The sequence below is a fragment of the Chelatococcus sp. CO-6 genome, from assembly GCF_001271345.1.
Taxonomy (GTDB): Bacteria; Pseudomonadota; Alphaproteobacteria; order Rhizobiales; family Beijerinckiaceae; genus Chelatococcus_A; species Chelatococcus_A caeni.
Genome location: NZ_CP012399.1, coordinates 528155 through 546613, shown reverse-complemented (window position 1 = coordinate 546613; position 18459 = coordinate 528155). Strand labels below are relative to the sequence as shown.

The following is an 18459-nucleotide window of genomic DNA, read 5'->3' as shown; positions in this document are numbered from 1 at the left end:
ACCGGTGAAATCCTACAAGATCGCCCTCATTCCGGGTGACGGCATCGGCGGCCCCGTCACCGAGGCCGCCTGGGAGGTGCTCGGCAAGGCGGCGCGCGGCGCCGGCTTTTCCCTCGAAGGCACAACCTTTCCCTGGTCCTGCGACTTCTACGAGCGGACGGGCACGATGATGCCGGTGGACGGCATCGAGACTCTGCGCGGCTTCGACGCCATCCTGCTCGGCGCGGTCGGCTGGCCGGCGCGCGTACCCGACGCGGTCTCGCTGCACGGGCTGCTGCTGCCGATCCGCAAGGCCTTTGTGCAATATGCCAATATCCGGCCGCACCGCCTGCTGCCGGGCGTCGAGGGGCCGCTACGCGCAGGCGCCTTCGACATCCTCTGCATCCGCGAGAATACCGAGGGCGAGTATTCCGGCGCCGGCGGCCGCGTCCATAACGGCACGGACGACGAGGTCGCGGTGGAGACGTCGATCTTCACGCGCAAGGGGGTGGAGCGCATCCTGCGCTTCGGCTTCGAAGAGGCGCGCCGGCGGCGCGGCAGGCTCGCCTCGGTGACCAAATCGAATGCCCAGAAACATTCCATGGTGTTCTGGGATGAGGTCACGGCGCGGCTCGCAGCCGACTATCCGGACGTCACGGTCACGAACTACCACATCGACGCGATGGCGGCGCGGATGGTGATGGCGCCGGAGAGCCTCGACGTCGTCGTGGCCTCCAACCTGTTCGGCGACATCCTGACCGATCTCGGTGCCGCCATCCAGGGCGGGCTCGGCTTCGCCGCCTCCGCCAACATCAATCCGGACCGCACCGCCCCGTCGATGTTCGAGCCGGTGCACGGCTCGGCGCCGGATATCGCTCACCTCGGCATCGCCAACCCGATCGCGGCGATCTGGTCCGGGGCGATGATGCTGGAGCATCTCGGCGAGCCGGCCGCAGCGGCAGCCGTCATGGCCGCCATCGAGGCCGCGACCGCACGCGGCATCGGCACAGAGCCCGGCAAGCACCGCACCACCGAGATCACCGCCGCCGTGCTCGCGGCACTCGCCTGACAGGAGACGAACGACATGACCATCGAAGGCCTTCGCGATCCCGGCCTCGTCCGGGAGGCCTGCCTTGTCGGCGGCCGCTGGAGCGGAGCCGCCTCCGGCCGGACGCTCGACGTGATCGACCCGGCCACGCAATCGGTGCTCGGCACGGTGCCCGATGCCGGCGCCGAGGAGACCCGCGCCGCGATCGAGGCGGCGGCCGCCGCCTTCGAGGCCTGGCGCGCCAGGACGCCCGCCGAGCGCGCGGCCCTGCTGGAAGCCTGGCACGCGCTGATGCTGGAGCATCTGGAGGACCTCGCGCTGATCCTGACGCGCGAGCAGGGCAAACCTCTCGCCGAGGCGCGCGGCGAGATCCGCTACGGCGCCTCCTTCGTCAAGTGGTTCGCCGAGGAGGCGCGCCGCATCTACGGCACGACGATCCCCGCCCCGACGGCGGACCGGCGCATCCTGGTGCTCAAGCAGCCGGTGGGCGTCTGCGGCATCGTCACACCCTGGAACTTCCCCAATGCGATGATCACCCGCAAGGTCGCCCCGGCGCTCGCCGCCGGCTGCACGGTGGTCATCAAGCCCTCGGAGCTGACCCCCTTCTCGGCGCTGGCGCTCGGGGTGCTCGCCGAGCGCGCGGGCATTCCGGCCGGCGTGATCAACATCGTCACCGGCATGCCGACGCCGATCGGGGCGGAGCTGACCGGCAACACCGCAGTGCGCAAGCTCTCCTTCACCGGCTCGACGCGCGTGGGCGCCCTGCTCATGCGCCAGGCGGCCGACAGCATCAAGCGGCTCAGCCTCGAGCTCGGCGGCAATGCGCCCTTCATCGTCTTCGACGACGCCGACCTCGACCTCGCCATCGAGGGCGTCCTCGCCTCGAAGTTCCGCAACGGCGGCCAGACCTGCGTCTGCGCCAACCGCATCCTCGTGCAGGACGGCATCTACGACCGCTTCGCCGAGAAGCTGTCCGCCAAGGTCGCGGCGATGAAGGTCGGCCCCGGCACGCAGGAGGGCGTCGCCATCGGCCCGATGATCAATGCCGCCGCGCTCGAGAAGATCGAGCGCCACGTCGCGGACGCGCTCTCCAAGGGCGCCCGGCGGCTCGCGAGCGCCGCCGAGGTGCCGGACGGGCCGCAATACGCGACGCCGACCGTGCTCGGCGGGGCCAGCACCGAGATGCTGCTCGCGAGCGAGGAGACCTTCGGGCCGGTGGCGCCGCTGTTCCGCTTCCGCCACGAGGAGGAGGCGATCGGGATCGCCAACGGCACGCCCTTCGGGCTCGCGGCCTATTTCTTCACGCAGGACCTGCGGCGCTCCTGGCGCGTCGGCGAGGCGCTCGAATTCGGCATGGTGGGGCTCAACACCGGCGCCATCTCGATGGAGGTCGCGCCGTTCGGCGGCGTCAAGCAGTCCGGCCTCGGCCGCGAGGGCTCGCAGCTCGGCATCGAGGAATATCTGGAGGTCAAGGCCTTCCACATGGGCGGCCTTGCCTGAGCGCATGGAAAAGGCGCCGGGAGGATCCTCCCGGCGCCTGCAGCGTCATGTGGCCTACTGGATGCGGTCGAGCATCTTGTAATAGAGCCCGACCAGCGGCAGGAACCAGGGCTTGCCGAAATGGCCGGGCACCGCCGGCCAGGCGAGGTCTTTCAGGGGATTGCGGTCGGACCGGCCGAGGATCGCATCGGCCATGATCATGCCCAGATGCGTCGACAGCTGCGCGCCGTGGCCGGAATAGCCCATGGCGTACCAGACGCCGTCGGTACGGCCGGCGCGGGGATAGCGGTCCTTGGTCATGTCGACGAGGCCGCCCCAGCAATAGTCGATCTCGACATCGGCCAGCTGGGGGAAGATGCGCGCAAGGCCCGCCCGCAGGATGGCGCCGCTCTTCGCATCGGACGCCTCATCGGAGGTGGCCGAGAAACGCGCGCGCCCGCCGAAGATCAGCCGGTTGTCGGGCGCGAGGCGGAAGTAGTTGCCGATGTTGAGCGAGGTCACCGCCGTGCGGTTGCCCGGCATGGTCGCCGCGATCTCGGCCTCGCTCAACGGCCGCGTCGCGATGATGAAGCTGCCCACCGCGATGATGCGCCGCCGGAACCAGGCGAAGGGCCCGCTGGTATAGGCCCCCGTCGCCAGCAGCACCTCCCGGGCCGAGACGCTGCCGCGCGGCGTGTCGAGGAGATGCCGGCCACCCTCTTCCCGCCGCGCGGTCACGGGTGCATGTTCGTGGATGACCGCGCCATGCCGCACGGCCGCATCGGCCATGCCGGTGACGAAGCGACCCATGTGCATCATGGCGCTCTTCTTCGAAAGCATGGCGCCGTGGAAGCTGTCGGAGCCGATCTCGCCGGCAAGATCCGCCCGGCCGAGGAGGGCCGTGTCGGGATCGACCTCGCGATGCACCGCCTCGAAGTTGCGTGCAATCGCGTCAAGATGCCCGGGCTTGGAGGCGAGCTTCAGCTTGCCGGCGCGGCGGAAGGCGCAATCGATGCCCTCCTCGGCGACGAGGCGCTCGATCGTGTCGACCGCATCGTCGAAGGCTTTGTAGAGCGCGATCGCCCGCTCGGTCCCCAGCGCCGCCTTGGCGGCGATGAAGCTGTGCGCGAGGCCGTTGTTGAGATGGCCGCCGTTGCGGCCGGAGGCGCCGCAGCCGACGGTGCCGGCCTCCAGCACCACGACTTTTGCACCCGCCATCGCGAGCGCACGCGCGGCGGCGAGCCCCGTGAAGCCGCCGCCGACGACGGCGACGTCATAGGCGCCCTCGACCGGGCCGGAGGCTGCGCCCGCGAAGGGCGGCGCCGTGTCGTGCCAGTAGGACCGGAACTGCATGGGCTGCCTCACAGGCCGAAGACGCCGGGAAGTCCCGAGATGTCCTTGATCTCGACATAGCCGTAGTAGGGGTTCGCCGGCTCGTGGCCACGGTTCACCCAGACCTTGTGCCTGATGCCGAGATCGTGTGCCGACATGAGGTCATAGCGGAACGAGGACGAGCAGTGCACGATGTCCTCCGGTCCGCAGCCCAGCATGTCGAACATGTATTCGAAGGCCTTGAAGCGCGGCTTGTAGGCGCCGGCCTGCTCGGCCGTGTAGACGGCATGGAACGGCGCGCCGAGCCTCGCGACATTGGAGGGGATCTGCGCATCCATCGCGTTCGAGAGGATGACGAGCGGGATCTCCTTGGCCACCTTCGCGAGGCCGGCCGGCACATCCGGATGCGGCCCCCAGGTCGGGACCTGCTCGTAGACCCAGCGCGCATCCTCCGGGCGGAAGGCGACATCGTTCCTGCGGCAGGTCCGCGCGAGCGCGTTGTAGACCACCTCCTCATACGGCTTCCAGTCGCCGAGCACCTCGTCGAGCCGATAGGCGGCGAAATCGGCGATGAACTGCTGCATGCGCGGCTCGTTAAGCCTCTCGCCGTACAGCGTGCGCGCGGCATCGGCCATGGCGAAATAGATCAGCGTGCCGTGGCAGTCGAAGGTGACGTATTTGGGCTTGAAGGCGCTCATGGGTTCATTCCCTGCTGGCGAAGTTTCGGTTCGCTCCCGCACCGATCATAGTCCGGGCCGATCCGGCCCCGGGCACCGCATTGCCGCCGCAGGGAAGCACAAAGTGCCGTCAGCCTTGCGGCCTTTGGCAGAGAGTTGCGCCTGTCACCGCCGCCGGCCTGCCGGAGGGACCCTTCGCCCACCCATTGCATGGGGGCTTTGGCATTCCATGCGGTCCCCGCCCACTCCTTCGGTCGAAGATGTCGCTCGGCGCCGATCCACAAGAGCAACTGCGCCGGCACCTGTCTTATTCATGGAGCAAGGGAAACGGACCGAGGCACATGAATCAGGACACCATCGACCTCGCGACTTTCGACGAAAGCCACCTCGACGGCGCCCACGTCCTGTCGCGGGAGGCGAACTGGCCGCATCGGCGCGAGGACTGGGCCATGGTCCTGTCGCTCAGCCGCGGCTTCGTCGCCTTGGAGGACGGCGCCGTCGTCGGCACGGCGATGATGACGCCCTTCGGCGACACCGCCGCGACCATCAACATGGTCATCGTTGCCGCCGAGATGCGCGGCCGCGGCCTCGGCCGCCGGCTGATGGACAGGGCCCTCGCCGCCGCCGGCCCGCTGGAATGCCGCCTTGTCGCGACCGCGGAGGGCCTGCCGCTCTATGAAAAGCTCGGCTTCCGCGCGACGCACGAGATCCGCCAGCATCAGGGCGTGCCCGACGGGATCGCAGCGGTTGCGGTGCCGCACGAGGGCCGGGTCGACTGGGCCGGCGCCGGGGACCTGGCGGCGATCGCCGCGCTCGACCGCCTCGCCCTCGGCATGGACCGGGGTTCTCTGCTGCGCCTGCTGGCCGAAGCGGGGCGCATGGCCGTCCTGCGCGCTGCCGACGGGCAGATCGCGGGCTACGGCGTGCTGCGTCCCTTCGGGCGCGGCGAGGTGATCGGGCCGGTGATCGCCGGCAGCGAAGAGGAGGCGCAGGCCCTGATCGCCTTTCTGATGGCGGCCCGCCCGGGCGCCTTCCTGCGCGTCGACACGCCCGCGCTCACGCACCTTTCGCCCTGGCTCGCCGCCTGCGGCCTCGAGGAGGTGGGCGGCGGCATCGCCATGCGCACCGGACCCGCGCGGCCCGAGGCGTCCGCCCCTTGCAAGCCCTTCGCCCTCGCCAGCCAGGCGCTCGGATAACCGGAGAACCGCCATGTTGAGCAATTCGCTGATCGAGCTCGATCGCGCCCACTGGGTCCACCCGGTCGCCTCCTATCGCGGCCACGAGAAGGCCGGCGTCCGCGTGCTGCGCTCCGCCAAGGGCGCGACCGTCACCGACGCGACCGGCCGCCAGCTCATCGACGGCTTCGCCGGGCTGTGGTGCGTCAATGCCGGCTACGGCCACGATAGCATCGTCGAGGCCGCCGCCAACCAGATGCGGGAACTGCCCTACGCGACGGGCTATTTCGGCCTCGGGTCCGAACCGGCCATCCGGCTCGCAGCCGCGCTCGCCGAGCGGGCCCCCGGCGACCTCGACCATGTCTATTTCACGCTGGGCGGCTCCGACGCCATCGACAGCACGGTGCGCTTCATCCGCTATTACCAGCAGGCGCGCGGCAAGCCGCAGAAGGACCAGTTCATCTCCATCGAGCAGGGCTATCACGGCTCGTCCACCGTCGGCGCCGGGCTGACGGCGCTGCCCGTCTTCCATGCTGGCTTCGGCGTGCCCTACGACTGGCAGCACAAGATTCCGTCGCACTACACCTACCGCAACCCGGCAGGCTCCGAGCCGGCGGCCGTCATCGCCGCGTCGCTCGCGGCGCTCAGGGCGAAGGTCGACGCCCTCGGCGGCCCCGAGCGCGTCGCCGCCTTCTATTGCGAGCCGATCCAGGGGTCGGGCGGCGTCCTGGTGCCGCCCCCCGGCTGGGTCAAGGCGATGCGCGATCTGTGCCGCGAGCTCGATATCCTCTTCGTCGCCGACGAGGTGATCACCGGCTTCGGGCGCACCGGGCCGCTCTTCGCCTGCGAGGACGAGGGCATCGTTCCCGACCTGATGACGACAGCCAAGGGCCTGACCTCCGGCTACGTGCCCATGGGCGCGGTGCTGATGTCGGACCACGTCTACAACGTCATCGCCGACGGGGCGGGCGCGGCGGCGATCGGCCATGGCTATACCTATTCCGCCCATCCGGTCAGCGCCGCGGTGGGGCTCGAGGTGCTGCGCCTCTATGAAGCGGAGCTGCTCGACAACGGCCGCAGGGCCGGCAGGCGGCTGATGCAAGGGCTGCGCAGCCTCGCCGACCACCCGCTCGTCGGCGAGGTGCGCGGCCGCGGCATGCTGGCCGCCGTCGAGCTCGTGACCGACAAGGCGCGGAAGACCCCCCTGCCGGCGGCCTCTCTGCCGGCGCAGCGCATCTTCGACCGGGCCTGGGACAACGGCCTCATCATTCGTGCCTTCGGCAACGGCGTGCTCGGCTATGCGCCGCCCCTGTGCTGCACCGAGGCCGAGATCGACGCCATCGTCGAGCGCACGCGCGCGACGCTCGACGAGACGCTCGCCGACCCGGACGTGCGGGCCGCGATGGCATGAGGCAGGGGCTGCGGCCCGGCCGGCGCCGCAGCCGATATTCCGCCAGGCCGGCGAATTCGGAATTTTGTGCCGCTCTGTTTTCGACATTCGGCGAATCCGGCGATCCGGGCGTGAGACAGTAGAGTTCAGAGCCGACGCAGACGCGGCAGGGGAACAGAGCGTAAGCATCGCAACAGGCGCCCGAGCGGCGCGGCGATGACGTGACTGTGCATTGCAGGTGATCACGGGATGTCCCGCCGGCGACAGGCGGGACGGACGCGGAGGGACCATGGCCAAGAGTTTCGGCGATTTCCGCTACATGACCTTCGACGTCGTGGGCACGCTCATCGATTTCGAAGGCGGCCTTGTCGGCTGCCTTGAGGAGATCGCCCGAGAGGCCGGCGTCTCCTTCGACGGCGAGGGGGCCCTCGCGCTCTATCGCGCCGCCCGCTACATGCCGGATGTCGGGCATTTCCCCGACGATCTCGCCCGGGTCTACGGCGTGATCGCGCCGCAGCTGGGCCTGCCCTCGGGCGCCGCCCATGGCCAGCGCCTGCGGGACAGCGTGAAGGACTGGCGGCCCTTCCCCGACAGCGCCGACGCGCTCGCACGGCTGGCGCGGCGCTACAAGCTCATCGCCATGACCAATGCCCAGCGCTGGGCCTTCGCGCACTTCTCCCGCGCCCTCGGCGATCCGTTCTACGCCGGCTTCACGGTCGACGACACCGGGACGGAAAAGCCCGATCCCGCCTTCTTCGAGCATGTCTTCGCCTTCGTCGGGAAGGACGGCGGTTCGCGCGACGAGATCCTGCACGTGGCGCAGAGCCAGTACCACGACATCGGCATCTCGCGCCGGCTCGGCCTCACCAATTGCTGGATCCAGCGGCGCCATGCCCAGCCCGGCTACGGCGGCACGATCGAGCCGGAGCGCTTCACCGAGCCCGACTTCCATTTCATCTCGATGGCCGGCCTCGCCGATGCCGCCGGGACCAAACCGGCCGCCTGAAAGGCGGAACCGGACAAAAAGCCGGCGGCAAACGCCGGCGACAAAACCAGAGAAGGGAAAGACCGTGAGCGAGAAGATCACCTCCAGCTGGACGGGCGCTGACGACGCCCTTGTCGAACATGCCATCCGCCGTGGCGCCAGCCGCCGCGACCTCCTGCAGATGCTGATGGCCGGCGGCCTCGCCGCCTCGGCCGGCAGCCTCGTGCTCGCCCGCGCCAGCTCGGCGCTGGCCGATACCCCGGTCAAGGGCGGAAGCCTGAAGGCGGCCGGCTGGTCGTCCTCCACCGCCGACACGCTCGACCCCGCCAAGGCCTCGCTGTCGACGGACTATGTCCGCTGCTGCGCCTTCTACAACAGGCTCACCTTCCTCAACCAGGGCGGCGTCCTGCAGATGGAACTCGCCGAGGCGATCGGCACGGAGGATGCCAAGGTCTGGACGATCAGGCTGAAGAAGGACGTGACCTTCCACGACGGCCGGCCGCTCACCTCCGCCGACGTCATCTATTCGCTGAAGCGCCATCTCGACCCGGCCACCGGCTCGAAGGTGAACGCCATCGCCAAGCAGATGGTGGACTTCAAGGCCGTCGACCCGCTGACGGTCCAGATCACGCTGGCGGCCCCGAACGGCGACCTGCCGACCATCCTGGCGATGCACCATTTCATGATCGTCGCCGACGGCACCACGGATTTCTCGAAGGCGAACGGCACCGGCGCCTTCGTCTGCGAAAACTTCGAGCCCGGCGTGCGCTCGATCGGCGTGAAGAACAAGAACTACTTCAAGCCCGGCGGGGCGAACCTCGATTCCTTCGAATTCTTCGCCATCTCGGAGGACACGGCCCGCGTCAATGCGCTCCTGTCCGGCGACATCCAGCTCGCGGCCTCGATCAGCCCGCGCTCGATGCGCCTCGTCGAGAGCCAGCCGGGCGTCGCCCTGTCGAAGACGACCTCCGGCAACTACACGAACCTCAACATGCGCCTCGACATGGCTCCCGGCGACAAGATGGATTTCGTGACGGGCATGAAATACCTGCTCAACCGGGAGCAGATCCAGAAATCGGCGCTGCGCGGGCTTGCGGAGATCGCCAACGACCAGCCGGTCTCGCCCGCCAATGTCTATCACAACAAGGAATTGAAGCCGAAGGCGTTCGATCCCGAGAAGGCGAAGTTCCACTTCGAGAAGGCGGGTCTCCTCGGCCAGTCGATCCCGATCGTCACCTCCGAGGCGCCCAATGCGGCCATCGACATGGCGGTGCTCATCCAGCAGGCCGGCAACGCCGTCGGCATGAAGTTCGACATCCAGCGCGTGCCGTCCGACGGCTATTGGTCGAACTACTGGCTGAAGGCGCCCGTCCATTTCGGCAACATCAACCCGCGGCCGACCCCGGACATCCTGTTCTCGCTGCTCTACGCCTCCACCGCGCCGTGGAACGAGAGCCAGTACAAGTCCGAGAAGTTCGACCGGATGCTCCTCGAGGCACGCGGCTCGCTCGACGAGGCCAAGCGCAAGGAGATCTACGGCGAGATGCAGGTGATGGTCGCCGATGAGGCGGGCACCGCGATCCCCGTCTACATTTCGAACGTCGACGCGATCTCCAGCAAGCTCAAGGGCCTCCAGCCCAACCCGCTCGGCGGCATGATGGGCTATGCCTTCGCCGAGTACGTGTGGCTCGAGGCCTGAATCTTGCTTGCCTTGTAGCGCGTTGAGAGCAGGGCATTTCGCCGCCGGACGGGATCCGGCCGGCAGAAGGTGCTCGCGGGCCGGGTCCCATGTGGCCCGGTCCCCCTTCCTCGTGTCACACTCCGCCTGGAGGTGCCAGCTGCAGGAGCGCCCGATGAACACTCACCTGTTGTCCCTGCTGGGCGGCCGCCTCCTCGTCGCGTTGTTCACCCTCTTCGTGGTGTCCTTCGTCGTGTTCGGCGCGACGCAGATCCTGCCCGGCGACGTGGCCGAGGTTCTCCTCGGCCAGGCCGCGACGCCCGAGGCGGTGGCTGGCCTGCGCTCGGCCATGCATCTCGACGATCCGGCGATCCTGCGCTTCTTCTATTGGCTCGGCGGCCTCGCGACGGGCGACCTCGGCACGTCCTACGCCAACAACATGCCGATCGCGCAGCTGATCGGCGGGCGCCTCAAGAGCTCGCTGCAGCTCGCGGCCGCAACGGCGCTGTTCTCGGTCCCGATCGCGCTCGCCCTGGGCATCACCTCGGCCATGCTGCGCGGCACGCTCTACGACCGCGCCGTCACCACGGCGACGATCACGGTGATATCGGTCCCCGAGTTCATGGTCGCGACCGCGGGCGTCCTCATTTTCGCCGTCTGGCTGAAATGGCTGCCCTCGCTCTCGATCGCGCGCAACGTCGATTCCTTCGGCGAGCTCATCCGCATCTACGCCATGCCGGTCTTCACCCTGAGCTTCGTCATCTCCGCGCAGATGATCCGCATGACGCGCGCGGCCGTCGTCGAGGCGCTCAACGCCCCTTACGTCGAGATGGCGCGGCTCAAGGGCGCGTCCCGCACGCGCATCGTGCTGCGCCATGCGCTGCCCAACGCGCTCGGGCCGATCGTCAACGCCGTGGCCCTGTCGCTCTCCTACCTGCTCGGCGGGGTCATCATCGTCGAGACGATCTTCAACTATCCCGGCATCGCCAAGCTGATGGTCGATGCCGTGTCGACACGCGACCTGCCGCTCATCCAGAGCTGCGCGATGATCTTCTGCTTCGTCTACCTGCTGCTGATCACGACGGCGGACATCATCGCCATCCTGTCGAACCCGAAGCTGCGCTGAGCCATGGCCATCGACGTCTCCCCCACCTTCAAGCCGCGCCTTCCGGGCTACCGGTTCAACCTGACCGGCTGGGCGAGCCTCGCCGTCGTCGTCGCCTGGGCGGCGGTCGCGATCCTGGCGCCCTACCTGACGCCGCACGGCGTCGGCGACATCGTCGACCTCGACTATTTCGGCCCGATGAGCGCCGAGTTCCCGCTCGGGACCGACTATCTCGGCCGCGACATGCTCTCGCGCATCCTGTTCGGGGCGCGCTACACGGTCGGCATCTCGCTCGCCGCGACGCTCATCGCCTGCACCACCGGGGTGACGCTCGGCATGGCCGCTGCCGTCAGCGGCGGGTGGTTCGATGCGGCCCTCAGCCGCTTCCTCGACGCCTTGAACTCCATCCCGAGCAAGCTCTTCGGCCTCGTCGTCGTGGCCGGCGTCGGCTCCTCGATCCCCGTGCTCATCCTCACCCTCGCCATCATCTACACGCCTGGCTCCTACCGCTTCGCACGGGCGCTCGCCGTCAACGTCAACACGATGGACTTCGTGACCGTGGCCCGCATCCGCGGCGAGAGGCTGGGCTATCTGATCGGCTCGGAGATCCTGCCGAACATCATCGGCCCGGTCTTCGCCGATGTCGGCATCCGCTTCGTCTTCATCGTGCTGCTGCTCTCGGGCCTGTCCTTCCTCGGGCTCGGCGTGCAGCCGCCCGAGGCCGACTGGGGGGCGCTGGTGCGCGAGAACATCGGGGGCCTGCCCTTCGGCGCCCCGGCGGTGATGGCGCCCTCCTTCGCCATCGCCAGCCTGACGATCGCGGTGAACCTGCTGATCGACAACCTGCCGCAGAAGATCCGGGATCGGAGCGCCTGATGAGCCACCTCGTCGAAATCCGGAACCTCAAGGTGGAGGCGACGACCGATGCCGGCCGGCGCGTCGACATCATCAAGGGCGTCGACTTCGACATCGCCGAAGGCGAGATCGTCGCGCTCATCGGCGAGAGCGGGTCGGGCAAGACCACGATCGCGCTGACCCTGCTCGGCTATACGCGGACAGGCTGCCGCATCGCCGGCGGCAGCATCCGCGTCGCAGGACGTGACATGGCACGGCTGACCGAGAAGGAGCGGACCAGGGTCCGCGGCAGCGAAGTCGCCTATGTGCCGCAGAGCGCCGCCGCGGCCTTCAACCCCGCGCAGCGGATCATGGATCAGGTCATCGAGATCACCCGCATCCACGACCTGATGCCGCGCGCCGCGGCCGAGGCCAAGGCGGTGGAGCTGTTCCGCGCCCTTTCCCTGCCCTCGCCCGAGACGATCGGCACGCGCTATCCGCACCAGGTCTCCGGCGGCCAGTTGCAGCGCCTGTCGGCGGCCATGGCGCTGATCGGCGACCCGAAGCTCGTGATCTTCGACGAGCCGACCACGGCGCTCGACGTCACCACGCAGATCGAGGTGCTGCGCGCCTTCAAGTCCGTCATGCGGCAGAGCCGGATGGCCGGGGTCTACGTCTCGCACGACCTTGCCGTCGTCGCCCAGATCGCCGACCGCATCGTCGTGCTGAAGGGCGGCGAGGTGCAGGAGATCGGCACGACGAGCGAGATCCTGTCCGCACCGAAGCACCCCTATACGCGCGAGCTGCTCGCCGCCTTCTCCCCGCCCGGCCGGGTCGCGGCGCAGGCGGCGGCGGAGAGCGACGCCGCCCGGCCGGTTCTGGAGCTCGAGGCCGTGAGCGCCGGCTATGGCAAGCCCGGCGCCGACGGGACGCCGCTGATCCTCGCCGTCGACAAGGTCAGCTTCAGGCTCGAGCGCGGCCGCAACCTCGGCATCATCGGCGAATCCGGCTGCGGCAAGTCCACGCTCGCCCGCACCATCGCCGGCATCATCCCGCCCGCCTCGGGCCAGATCTACTTCGACGGCAAGCCCGTTGCCCCTCATGCACGCGACCGCAGCCCGGACGAGTTGCGCAGGCTGCAGATCGTCTTCCAGTCGGCGGACACCGCGCTCAACCCGGCGAAGTCGATCGAGGACATCCTCGGCCGGCCGCTCGCCTTCTACCACGGCCTGCGCGGCGCGGCGCGCGACGCCCGCATCGACCGGCTGCTCGACCTGGTGCATCTGCCGCGCGCCCTGAAGCACCGGCTTCCGGCGGAGCTGTCGGGCGGCCAGAAGCAGCGCGTCAACCTGGCGCGCGCCCTCGCCGCCGATCCCGACCTCATCCTGTGCGACGAGATCACCTCGGCGCTCGACACGGTGGTCGCCGCCGCCATCATCGAACTGCTGAAGGACCTCCAGCGCGAGCTCGGCCTGTCCTATGTCTTCATCAGCCACGACCTCCACACCGTGCAGGCGATCTGCGACGAGGTCGCGGTCATGTATCGCGGCGAGAAGGTGGAGCAGCTGCCGGCCGGCGATGTGGGCAGCGCCGCCGGGCACCCCTACTCCCGCCTGCTGATGTCGTCGGTGCCGAAGCTCGACCCGACATGGCTCGACCGGCTGGAGCGCGACCCCGAGCTCGTGGCCGCCTTCGCGAAGCGCTGAAAGCCGTCACGCGCTGACGGGAAAGAGGCTCGTCAGCGGCAGGTGCGGCTTCACGATCGGCGACTTCAGCACGACGAAGCTGAAATACTTGTCGATGCCGATGTCGAGGTCGATCAGCCGCTCCATGAGCGTCTGGTACTCGATGATGCCGCTGGTGACGAACTTGACGAGATAATCGTAGCCGCCGGAGACGAGATGGCACTCGACCACCTGGTCGAGCTTGTCGACGGCCGCGAGAAAGCGGGCGAAATCGATCTGGCGGTGGTTCTTCAGCGTCACTTCGGTGAAGACCGTCAGCGTCTGGCCGAGCTTGCCGATGTTGATGAGGGCCGAATAGCCGAGGATATAGCCTTCCTGCTGCAGCTTCTTGACCCGCGTCAGGCAGGGGCTCGGCGAAAGGTGCACGAGATCGGCCAGCTCGACATTGGTGATCCGGCCGTTCTTCTGCAGCTCGCAGAGGATTTTGACGTCGATCTGGTCGAGCTTCATCGGAACCTCGTGGGGCTGGGCGCTTCGCCTTCGAGGCGCCGTCTTGCTCTCGCGAGCTGGCCGTGGGCGACAGCCTGCACCAACCATACAGCAGATACTGCCGTAGAAAAATCAAGAAATCCGCAGGCGTTACCGGAATAATATCGCGGATAGCCAGGGTGGCCGCGAAAGGAAATGCCGCGCCGGCTCGATCTGCGGTGCCCGCGCCCTCTGCGCGCGCGCTAGGGTCGTTGCATCCAGGGAGACCCAAGATGCCGGCGCCGCTTTTCGATATCGAGACCAGCCCGACCCTGCCCGAGCGGGCCGATGTCGTCGTGATCGGCGGCGGCATCGTGGGCGTCTCAACCGGTTATTATCTCGCGCGCCGCGGCCTCAAGGTCGCCCTGCTGGAAAAGGGCAGGATCGGCGCCGAGCAGTCGAGCCGCAACTGGGGCTGGTGCCGCCAGCAGAACCGCGACGCCCGCGAGTTGCCGATGGCGACGCAGAGCCTCGCGCTCTGGGACCGCCTCGCCGCGGAGATCGGCGAGGACCTCGGCTTCCGCCGCTGCGGCCTGCTCTATCTCAGCGACGACGAGGCCCAGCTCGCCATCTGGGCCAAGTGGCGCGATTTCGCCGCGGGCGCAGGTGTCGTCACGCACATGCTCTCGGCCGAGGAGGCCTCCGCCCGCGGCAGCGCGACCGGCCGGCGCTGGAAGGGCGGCGTCTTTTCCCCGAGCGACGGCACGGCCGACCCCGCCCGGGCCGCTCCGGTGATCGCCCGCGGCATCATGGCCGCCGGCGGCACGGTGCATCAGTTCTGCGCGGCGCGCGGCATCGAGACGGCCGGCGGGCGCGTCGCTGCCGTCGTGACGGAGAAGGGCACGATCCGCACTGCGACCGTCGTCCATGCGGGCGGGGCCTGGGCCTCCTCCTTCCTCAACCAGCGCGGCATCCGCTTTCCCCAATCCTCCGTGCGCGCGTCGATCCTCTCCATCGCCCCCGGCGCCGCCGGCCTGCCCGATGCGCTCCATACGACCGAGGTCTCCGTCACCCGCCGCGCCGACGGGGGCCATACGCTGGCGATCAGCGGCGGCGCCCGCGTCGATCCGACCCCGCAGCAGCTGCGTTTCGCCCGCCAGTTCGTGCCCATGTTCCTCCGGCGCTGGCGCAGCCTCGCTCCCGGCGGACTCGAGGGCTGGCGGGCCGGGCACGAGACGCTCGCGCGCTGGCGGCTCGACGCTCCGACGCCGATGGAGGCGACGCGGATCCTTGATCCCACCCCCGATCCGCGCCAGATCGCCGAGACGCACGCCCGGGCCCGGCGCCTGCTGCCGGCCCTCGACGCCGTCCCCGTCGCGGCGCGCTGGGCGGGCTATATCGACAGCACGCCGGACGGCGTGCCGGCCATCGGCGAGCTCGCGGCCCTGCCTGGCTTCATCCTCGCGGCCGGCTTCAGCGGCCATGGCTTCGGGATCGGCCCCGGCGCCGGCCACATGATCACAGACCTCATCACCGGCGCGAAACCCATCGTCGACCCGGCGCCCTACCGGCCGGAACGGCTCGAAGGCTCCGCCTTCGGCAAGGTCGCGGAGTTCTAGGGGCCGTCCTCAGGCGGCGCGGCTCTGACGGGGGGCGGCGGCGTCCTTCAGCGAGCCCTCGACGACCACATAGGGCGCGCCGGATGCGGTGCGCTCCATTCGCGCGGCGATGCCGTAGACCTCGGCAAGCAGCGCCGGGGTGATGACTTCGGCCACCGGGCCGAGCGCGACGAGGCGGCCGCCGGCGAGCACCATGACACGGTCGGCCACCTGCAGCGCCTGGTTGAGATCGTGCAGGGAGATGAGCACGCACAAGCCCCGCTCGCTGGCGAGGCGGCGCACGAGGGAGAGCACCTCGAACTGGCGGTGGAGGTCGAGCGCGCTCGTCGGCTCGTCGAGCAGCACGATCTCCGGCTCGCGCGCCAGCGTCTGGGCGATGGAGACGAGCTGGCGCTGGCCGCCGCTCAGTTCGCCGAGGGAACGGAAGGCGAGATCCTCGATGGCGAGCGCCCGCAGCACGGCGTCGATGGCGGCGAGCTCGTCGTCGCTGACGCGCCAGGAGCCGCCCTGCTTCTTGGCGAGGAGGACGGATTCATGGACGGTGAGCACCGCGTTCACGGCCGTGTCCTGCGGCAGGTAGCACGGGGCCCGGCCGGTGGGGCTCCCGACGCGGACCTCGCCCGGGCCGCGCGTCAGGCCGGCGATGCGGCGGAAGAGGCTCGACTTGCCGGCGGCGTTGGGGCCGATCACCGCCACCACCTCCCCGCCCCGCAGCGGAGGCGTGGTGATGCCGGAGAGGATCTCCCGCCGGCCGTAGCGGACGCCGACGCCGACGAACTCGAGACTCACCATGACCGCCTCCGCGTCGAGAGGATGAGGCTGAAGAAGAAGGGCACGCCGATCAGCGCCGTGACGATGCTGATGGGGAAGACGAGGCCCGGGATGAGCGACTTGCTCACCACGGAGGCGGCGGAGAGGATGGCCGCCCCGGCGAGCGCCGAGGCCGGCAGGAAAAAGCGCTGGTCCTCGCCGATGATCATGCGGGCGATGTGCGGCCCGACGAGGCCGATGAAGCCGATGGTGCCGACGAAGGCGACGGGGACGGCCGCGAGCAGGCTGACGAGCAGCATGGTCTCGAGCCTGAGCCGGCGCACGTCGATGCCGAAGCTCGCCGCCTTGTCGTCCCCGAGCCGGAGCGTCGTCAGCGCCCAGGCGCGGCGGACGAAGACCGGCAGGCACAGCGCCAGCACGGCCGTGGTGATGGCGAGCTTGTGCCAGGTGGCCTTGGTCAGGCTGCCCATCGTCCAGAACACGACGGCGCCGAGCGCCTGTTCCGAGGCGAAGAACTCGAGCAGCGCCAGGAGGGCGTTGAAGGTGAAGACGAGCGCGATGCCGAGGAGGACGATGGTCTCGGTGGTCACGCCGCGCCGCTGGCTGAGCACGTGGATGATGAGCGCCGCGGCCATGGCGGCGAGAAAGGCGTTCACCGCCACCACATAATTGATGGCGAAAGGCACGATGGCGATGCCGAAGACGAGGGCGAGCGCGGCGCCGAAGCTCGCCGCCGCCGAGATGCCGAGCGTGAAGGGGCTCGCCAGCGGGTTGTTGAGGATGGTCTGCATCTGCGCTCCGGCGATCGCGAGCGCTGCACCGACGACGACGGCCATGAGCGCGACCGGCAGGCGGATGTCCCAGATGACGACGCGTACCGCCACGGGCGCCGCATCCGGCGTGAACAGCGCCGCGAGCACCTCCCCGGCGCCGTAGCGCGCCGGGCCCAGCATCATGTCGGCGACGAGGCTCGTGAGCAGCAGGACCGCCAGCGCGAGCAGGATGAGCTGCTTGCGGAGGGTGCGAGCGCGGTAGGCGAACCGCGCTCCCTCCGGCTGCTCGGCGGCGATCGTGTCGCCGGTCACGGTCACTGCGCCTTCTCCAGCGAGACCCAGTAGCCGGCCTTGTACGGCAGGGGCAGGAAGCGCTCGTGCAGCGTCTTCAGGGTCCCGTCGGCGTCGACGTCCTTGAACAGCTCCGGATGCAGCCACCTGGCGATCGCCTGGATGGCCACGAACTGGTACGGGCTGTTGTAGAACTGGTGCCAGATGGCGTGGACGCGGCCGTTGCCGACGGCGGCGGTGTGGGCGAAGGCCGGGCGCTGGGTGAGGTTCACGAGCTTGCGGCGCGCCTCGGCGAGATCCGTGCCCGGCCCGAGGCCCACCCAGGCGCCGCCTGGCACATAGGCATCCCAGTTGCCGCCGGTGACGATGACCACGTCCGGATTGGCGGCGACGATCTGCTCGGGATTGACGACGCCGAAGGTTCCCGGGATCAGGTCGGCGGCGAGGTTGCGGCCGCCGGCGATCTCCACCATCTTGCCGAAGTTCTCGCGGCCGAAGGACATGCAGCAGTCGTCGGAATAGCCGCCCGCGCGCTCGACCATGACGAGCGGCTGGTCGACCTTCGCGCCCTTCAGCCGATCGGTGATACGAGCGATCTCGGCGGCGCGGAAGGCGATGAACTCCTCCGCCTTCTCCTCCTCGCCGAAGAGCTTGCCGATGAGGCGCATGGATGGCTCGGTGTTCTCGAAGGGCCGCTCGCGGAAGTCGACATAGACGACCGGGATGCCGACGGCGGCGAGCTTCTCGACCAGCTTCGCCTCGTCGCTCGCGACCTTCGATTCGATGTTCATGAAGAGCACGTCGGGCTTCAGCGCGATCGCCTGCTCGACGTCGAACGAGCCCTCCTTCATGCCGCCGAAGGTCGGCAGCTTCGCGATGTCCGGATAACGCGCGAGATAGGCCTTGTAGTTGTCCGGGTCGGCCTTCGGCAGATCGTCGCGCCAGCCGACGATGCGCTTGAAGGGATCGTCCTTGTCGAGCGTGGCGACGAAATAGATCTGGCGCCCCTCGCCCAGGATGATGCGCTCGACCGGCGCCTTGACTTCGACCTCACGACCGAGCACATCCGTCACCTTGACGGTCTCGGCCCGCGCCGCCAGGGGAGCCGCGAGAGACACCGCCATCGCGACCGCCACCGTCACCTTGCGAAGAAACTGCATTGTCGCCTTC

16 protein-coding genes are annotated in these 18459 nt (G+C 69.1%); 10 read left to right on the top strand and 6 right to left on the bottom strand.

Going from position 1 to position 18459, the window contains the following annotated elements; translation table 11 throughout:
• Positions 1-4: 4 nt before the first annotated feature.
• Positions 5-1048: a tartrate dehydrogenase gene (locus AL346_RS23055; protein ID WP_019402340.1), complete on the top strand. Its 1044-nt coding sequence runs from the start codon at positions 5-7 to the stop codon at positions 1046-1048.
• A gap of 15 nt (positions 1049-1063) precedes the next feature.
• A complete protein-coding gene (locus AL346_RS23050; RefSeq protein WP_019402341.1) occupies positions 1064-2527 on the top strand; it encodes an NAD-dependent succinate-semialdehyde dehydrogenase in 1464 nt (487 codons plus the stop codon).
• 54 nt (positions 2528-2581) lie between these two features.
• Here AL346_RS23050 and AL346_RS23045 read toward each other — a convergent pair whose 3' ends face one another.
• Together AL346_RS23045 and AL346_RS23040 are read right to left on the bottom strand one after the other, a co-directional pair.
• Positions 2582-3859 (bottom strand): FAD-binding oxidoreductase, encoded by a 1278-nt coding sequence (locus AL346_RS23045; protein WP_019402342.1) that lies wholly within the window; start codon positions 3857-3859, stop codon positions 2582-2584.
• Between the two features lie 8 nt (positions 3860-3867).
• Complete coding sequence (locus AL346_RS23040; protein ID WP_053194178.1) at positions 3868-4536, bottom strand: haloacid dehalogenase type II; 669 nt, start codon at positions 4534-4536, stop codon at positions 3868-3870.
• A gap of 320 nt (positions 4537-4856) precedes the next feature.
• On the opposite strand from AL346_RS23040, the gene AL346_RS23035 reads away from it, so the two are divergent.
• From AL346_RS23035 to AL346_RS23005, 7 genes are all read left to right on the top strand, one after another.
• Positions 4857-5711 carry a GNAT family N-acetyltransferase gene (locus tag AL346_RS23035; protein WP_019402344.1) on the top strand — a complete coding sequence of 285 codons (855 nt, stop codon included), beginning with the start codon at positions 4857-4859 and terminating at the stop codon, positions 5709-5711.
• A gap of 13 nt (positions 5712-5724) precedes the next feature.
• Positions 5725-7101: an aspartate aminotransferase family protein gene (locus tag AL346_RS23030; RefSeq protein ID WP_019402345.1), complete on the top strand. Its 1377-nt coding sequence runs from the start codon at positions 5725-5727 to the stop codon at positions 7099-7101.
• 268 nt (positions 7102-7369) lie between these two features.
• Positions 7370-8086 carry an HAD-IA family hydrolase gene (locus AL346_RS23025; protein WP_019402346.1) on the top strand — a complete coding sequence of 239 codons (717 nt, stop codon included), beginning with the start codon at positions 7370-7372 and terminating at the stop codon, positions 8084-8086.
• Positions 8087-8150: 64 nt separating this feature from the next.
• On the top strand, positions 8151-9764 hold the full coding sequence (locus tag AL346_RS23020) for an ABC transporter substrate-binding protein (protein WP_019402347.1): 1614 nt from the start codon (positions 8151-8153) through the stop codon (positions 9762-9764).
• A 154-nt stretch (positions 9765-9918) separates the two neighbouring features.
• A complete protein-coding gene (locus AL346_RS23015) occupies positions 9919-10869 on the top strand; it encodes an ABC transporter permease (RefSeq protein ID WP_026015163.1) in 951 nt (316 codons plus the stop codon).
• A gap of 3 nt (positions 10870-10872) precedes the next feature.
• Positions 10873-11724, top strand: a complete 852-nt coding sequence (locus AL346_RS23010; RefSeq protein WP_019402349.1) for an ABC transporter permease — start codon at positions 10873-10875, stop codon at positions 11722-11724.
• Complete coding sequence (locus tag AL346_RS23005; protein ID WP_053194176.1) at positions 11724-13388, top strand: ABC transporter ATP-binding protein; 1665 nt, start codon at positions 11724-11726, stop codon at positions 13386-13388. The genes AL346_RS23010 and AL346_RS23005 overlap by 1 nt, the downstream gene beginning before the upstream one ends.
• A gap of 6 nt (positions 13389-13394) precedes the next feature.
• Here the strand turns inward: AL346_RS23005 and AL346_RS23000 are convergent, their stop codons facing one another.
• Positions 13395-13877 carry an Lrp/AsnC family transcriptional regulator gene (locus AL346_RS23000; protein ID WP_019402962.1) on the bottom strand — a complete coding sequence of 161 codons (483 nt, stop codon included), beginning with the start codon at positions 13875-13877 and terminating at the stop codon, positions 13395-13397.
• A 251-nt stretch (positions 13878-14128) separates the two neighbouring features.
• Here AL346_RS23000 and AL346_RS22995 point away from each other — a divergent pair, with 251 nt between their 5' ends.
• The gene (locus AL346_RS22995) at positions 14129-15454 is read left to right on the top strand and encodes an FAD-binding oxidoreductase (protein WP_019402961.1); all 1326 of its coding nucleotides are present in this window, start codon (positions 14129-14131) and stop codon (positions 15452-15454) included.
• A gap of 9 nt (positions 15455-15463) precedes the next feature.
• On the opposite strand, the gene AL346_RS22990 is transcribed toward AL346_RS22995, so the two are convergent.
• The 3 genes from AL346_RS22990 to AL346_RS22980 are packed head-to-tail and all read right to left on the bottom strand — an operon-like array spanning position 15464 to position 18449.
• Positions 15464-16246, bottom strand: coding sequence for an ABC transporter ATP-binding protein (locus AL346_RS22990; RefSeq protein ID WP_019402960.1), 783 nt, complete (start codon positions 16244-16246; stop codon positions 15464-15466).
• The gene (locus AL346_RS22985; RefSeq protein ID WP_019402959.1) at positions 16240-17316 is read right to left on the bottom strand and encodes an iron ABC transporter permease; all 1077 of its coding nucleotides are present in this window, start codon (positions 17314-17316) and stop codon (positions 16240-16242) included. The genes AL346_RS22990 and AL346_RS22985 overlap by 7 nt, the downstream gene beginning before the upstream one ends.
• Positions 17313-18449: an ABC transporter substrate-binding protein gene (locus AL346_RS22980; RefSeq protein WP_019402958.1), complete on the bottom strand. Its 1137-nt coding sequence runs from the start codon at positions 18447-18449 to the stop codon at positions 17313-17315. The genes AL346_RS22985 and AL346_RS22980 overlap by 4 nt, the downstream gene beginning before the upstream one ends.
• Positions 18450-18459 lie beyond the last annotated feature (10 nt).

Coding starts and splice junctions, on each gene's coding strand:
- AL346_RS23050 (WP_019402341.1), top strand. CDS start 1,064: ATGACCATCGAAGGCCTTCGCGATCCCGGCCTCGTCCGGGAGGCCTGC.
- AL346_RS23045 (WP_019402342.1), bottom strand. CDS start 3,859: ATGCAGTTCCGGTCCTACTGGCACGACACGGCGCCGCCCTTCGCGGGC.
- AL346_RS23040 (WP_053194178.1), bottom strand. CDS start 4,536: ATGAGCGCCTTCAAGCCCAAATACGTCACCTTCGACTGCCACGGCACG.
- AL346_RS23035 (WP_019402344.1), top strand. CDS start 4,857: ATGAATCAGGACACCATCGACCTCGCGACTTTCGACGAAAGCCACCTC.
- AL346_RS23030 (WP_019402345.1), top strand. CDS start 5,725: ATGTTGAGCAATTCGCTGATCGAGCTCGATCGCGCCCACTGGGTCCAC.
- AL346_RS23025 (WP_019402346.1), top strand. CDS start 7,370: ATGGCCAAGAGTTTCGGCGATTTCCGCTACATGACCTTCGACGTCGTG.
- AL346_RS23015 (WP_026015163.1), top strand. CDS start 9,919: ATGAACACTCACCTGTTGTCCCTGCTGGGCGGCCGCCTCCTCGTCGCG.
- AL346_RS23010 (WP_019402349.1), top strand. CDS start 10,873: ATGGCCATCGACGTCTCCCCCACCTTCAAGCCGCGCCTTCCGGGCTAC.
- AL346_RS23005 (WP_053194176.1), top strand. CDS start 11,724: ATGAGCCACCTCGTCGAAATCCGGAACCTCAAGGTGGAGGCGACGACC.
- AL346_RS23000 (WP_019402962.1), bottom strand. CDS start 13,877: ATGAAGCTCGACCAGATCGACGTCAAAATCCTCTGCGAGCTGCAGAAG.
- AL346_RS22995 (WP_019402961.1), top strand. CDS start 14,129: ATGCCGGCGCCGCTTTTCGATATCGAGACCAGCCCGACCCTGCCCGAG.
- AL346_RS22990 (WP_019402960.1), bottom strand. CDS start 16,246: ATGGTGAGTCTCGAGTTCGTCGGCGTCGGCGTCCGCTACGGCCGGCGG.
- AL346_RS22980 (WP_019402958.1), bottom strand. CDS start 18,449: ATGCAGTTTCTTCGCAAGGTGACGGTGGCGGTCGCGATGGCGGTGTCT.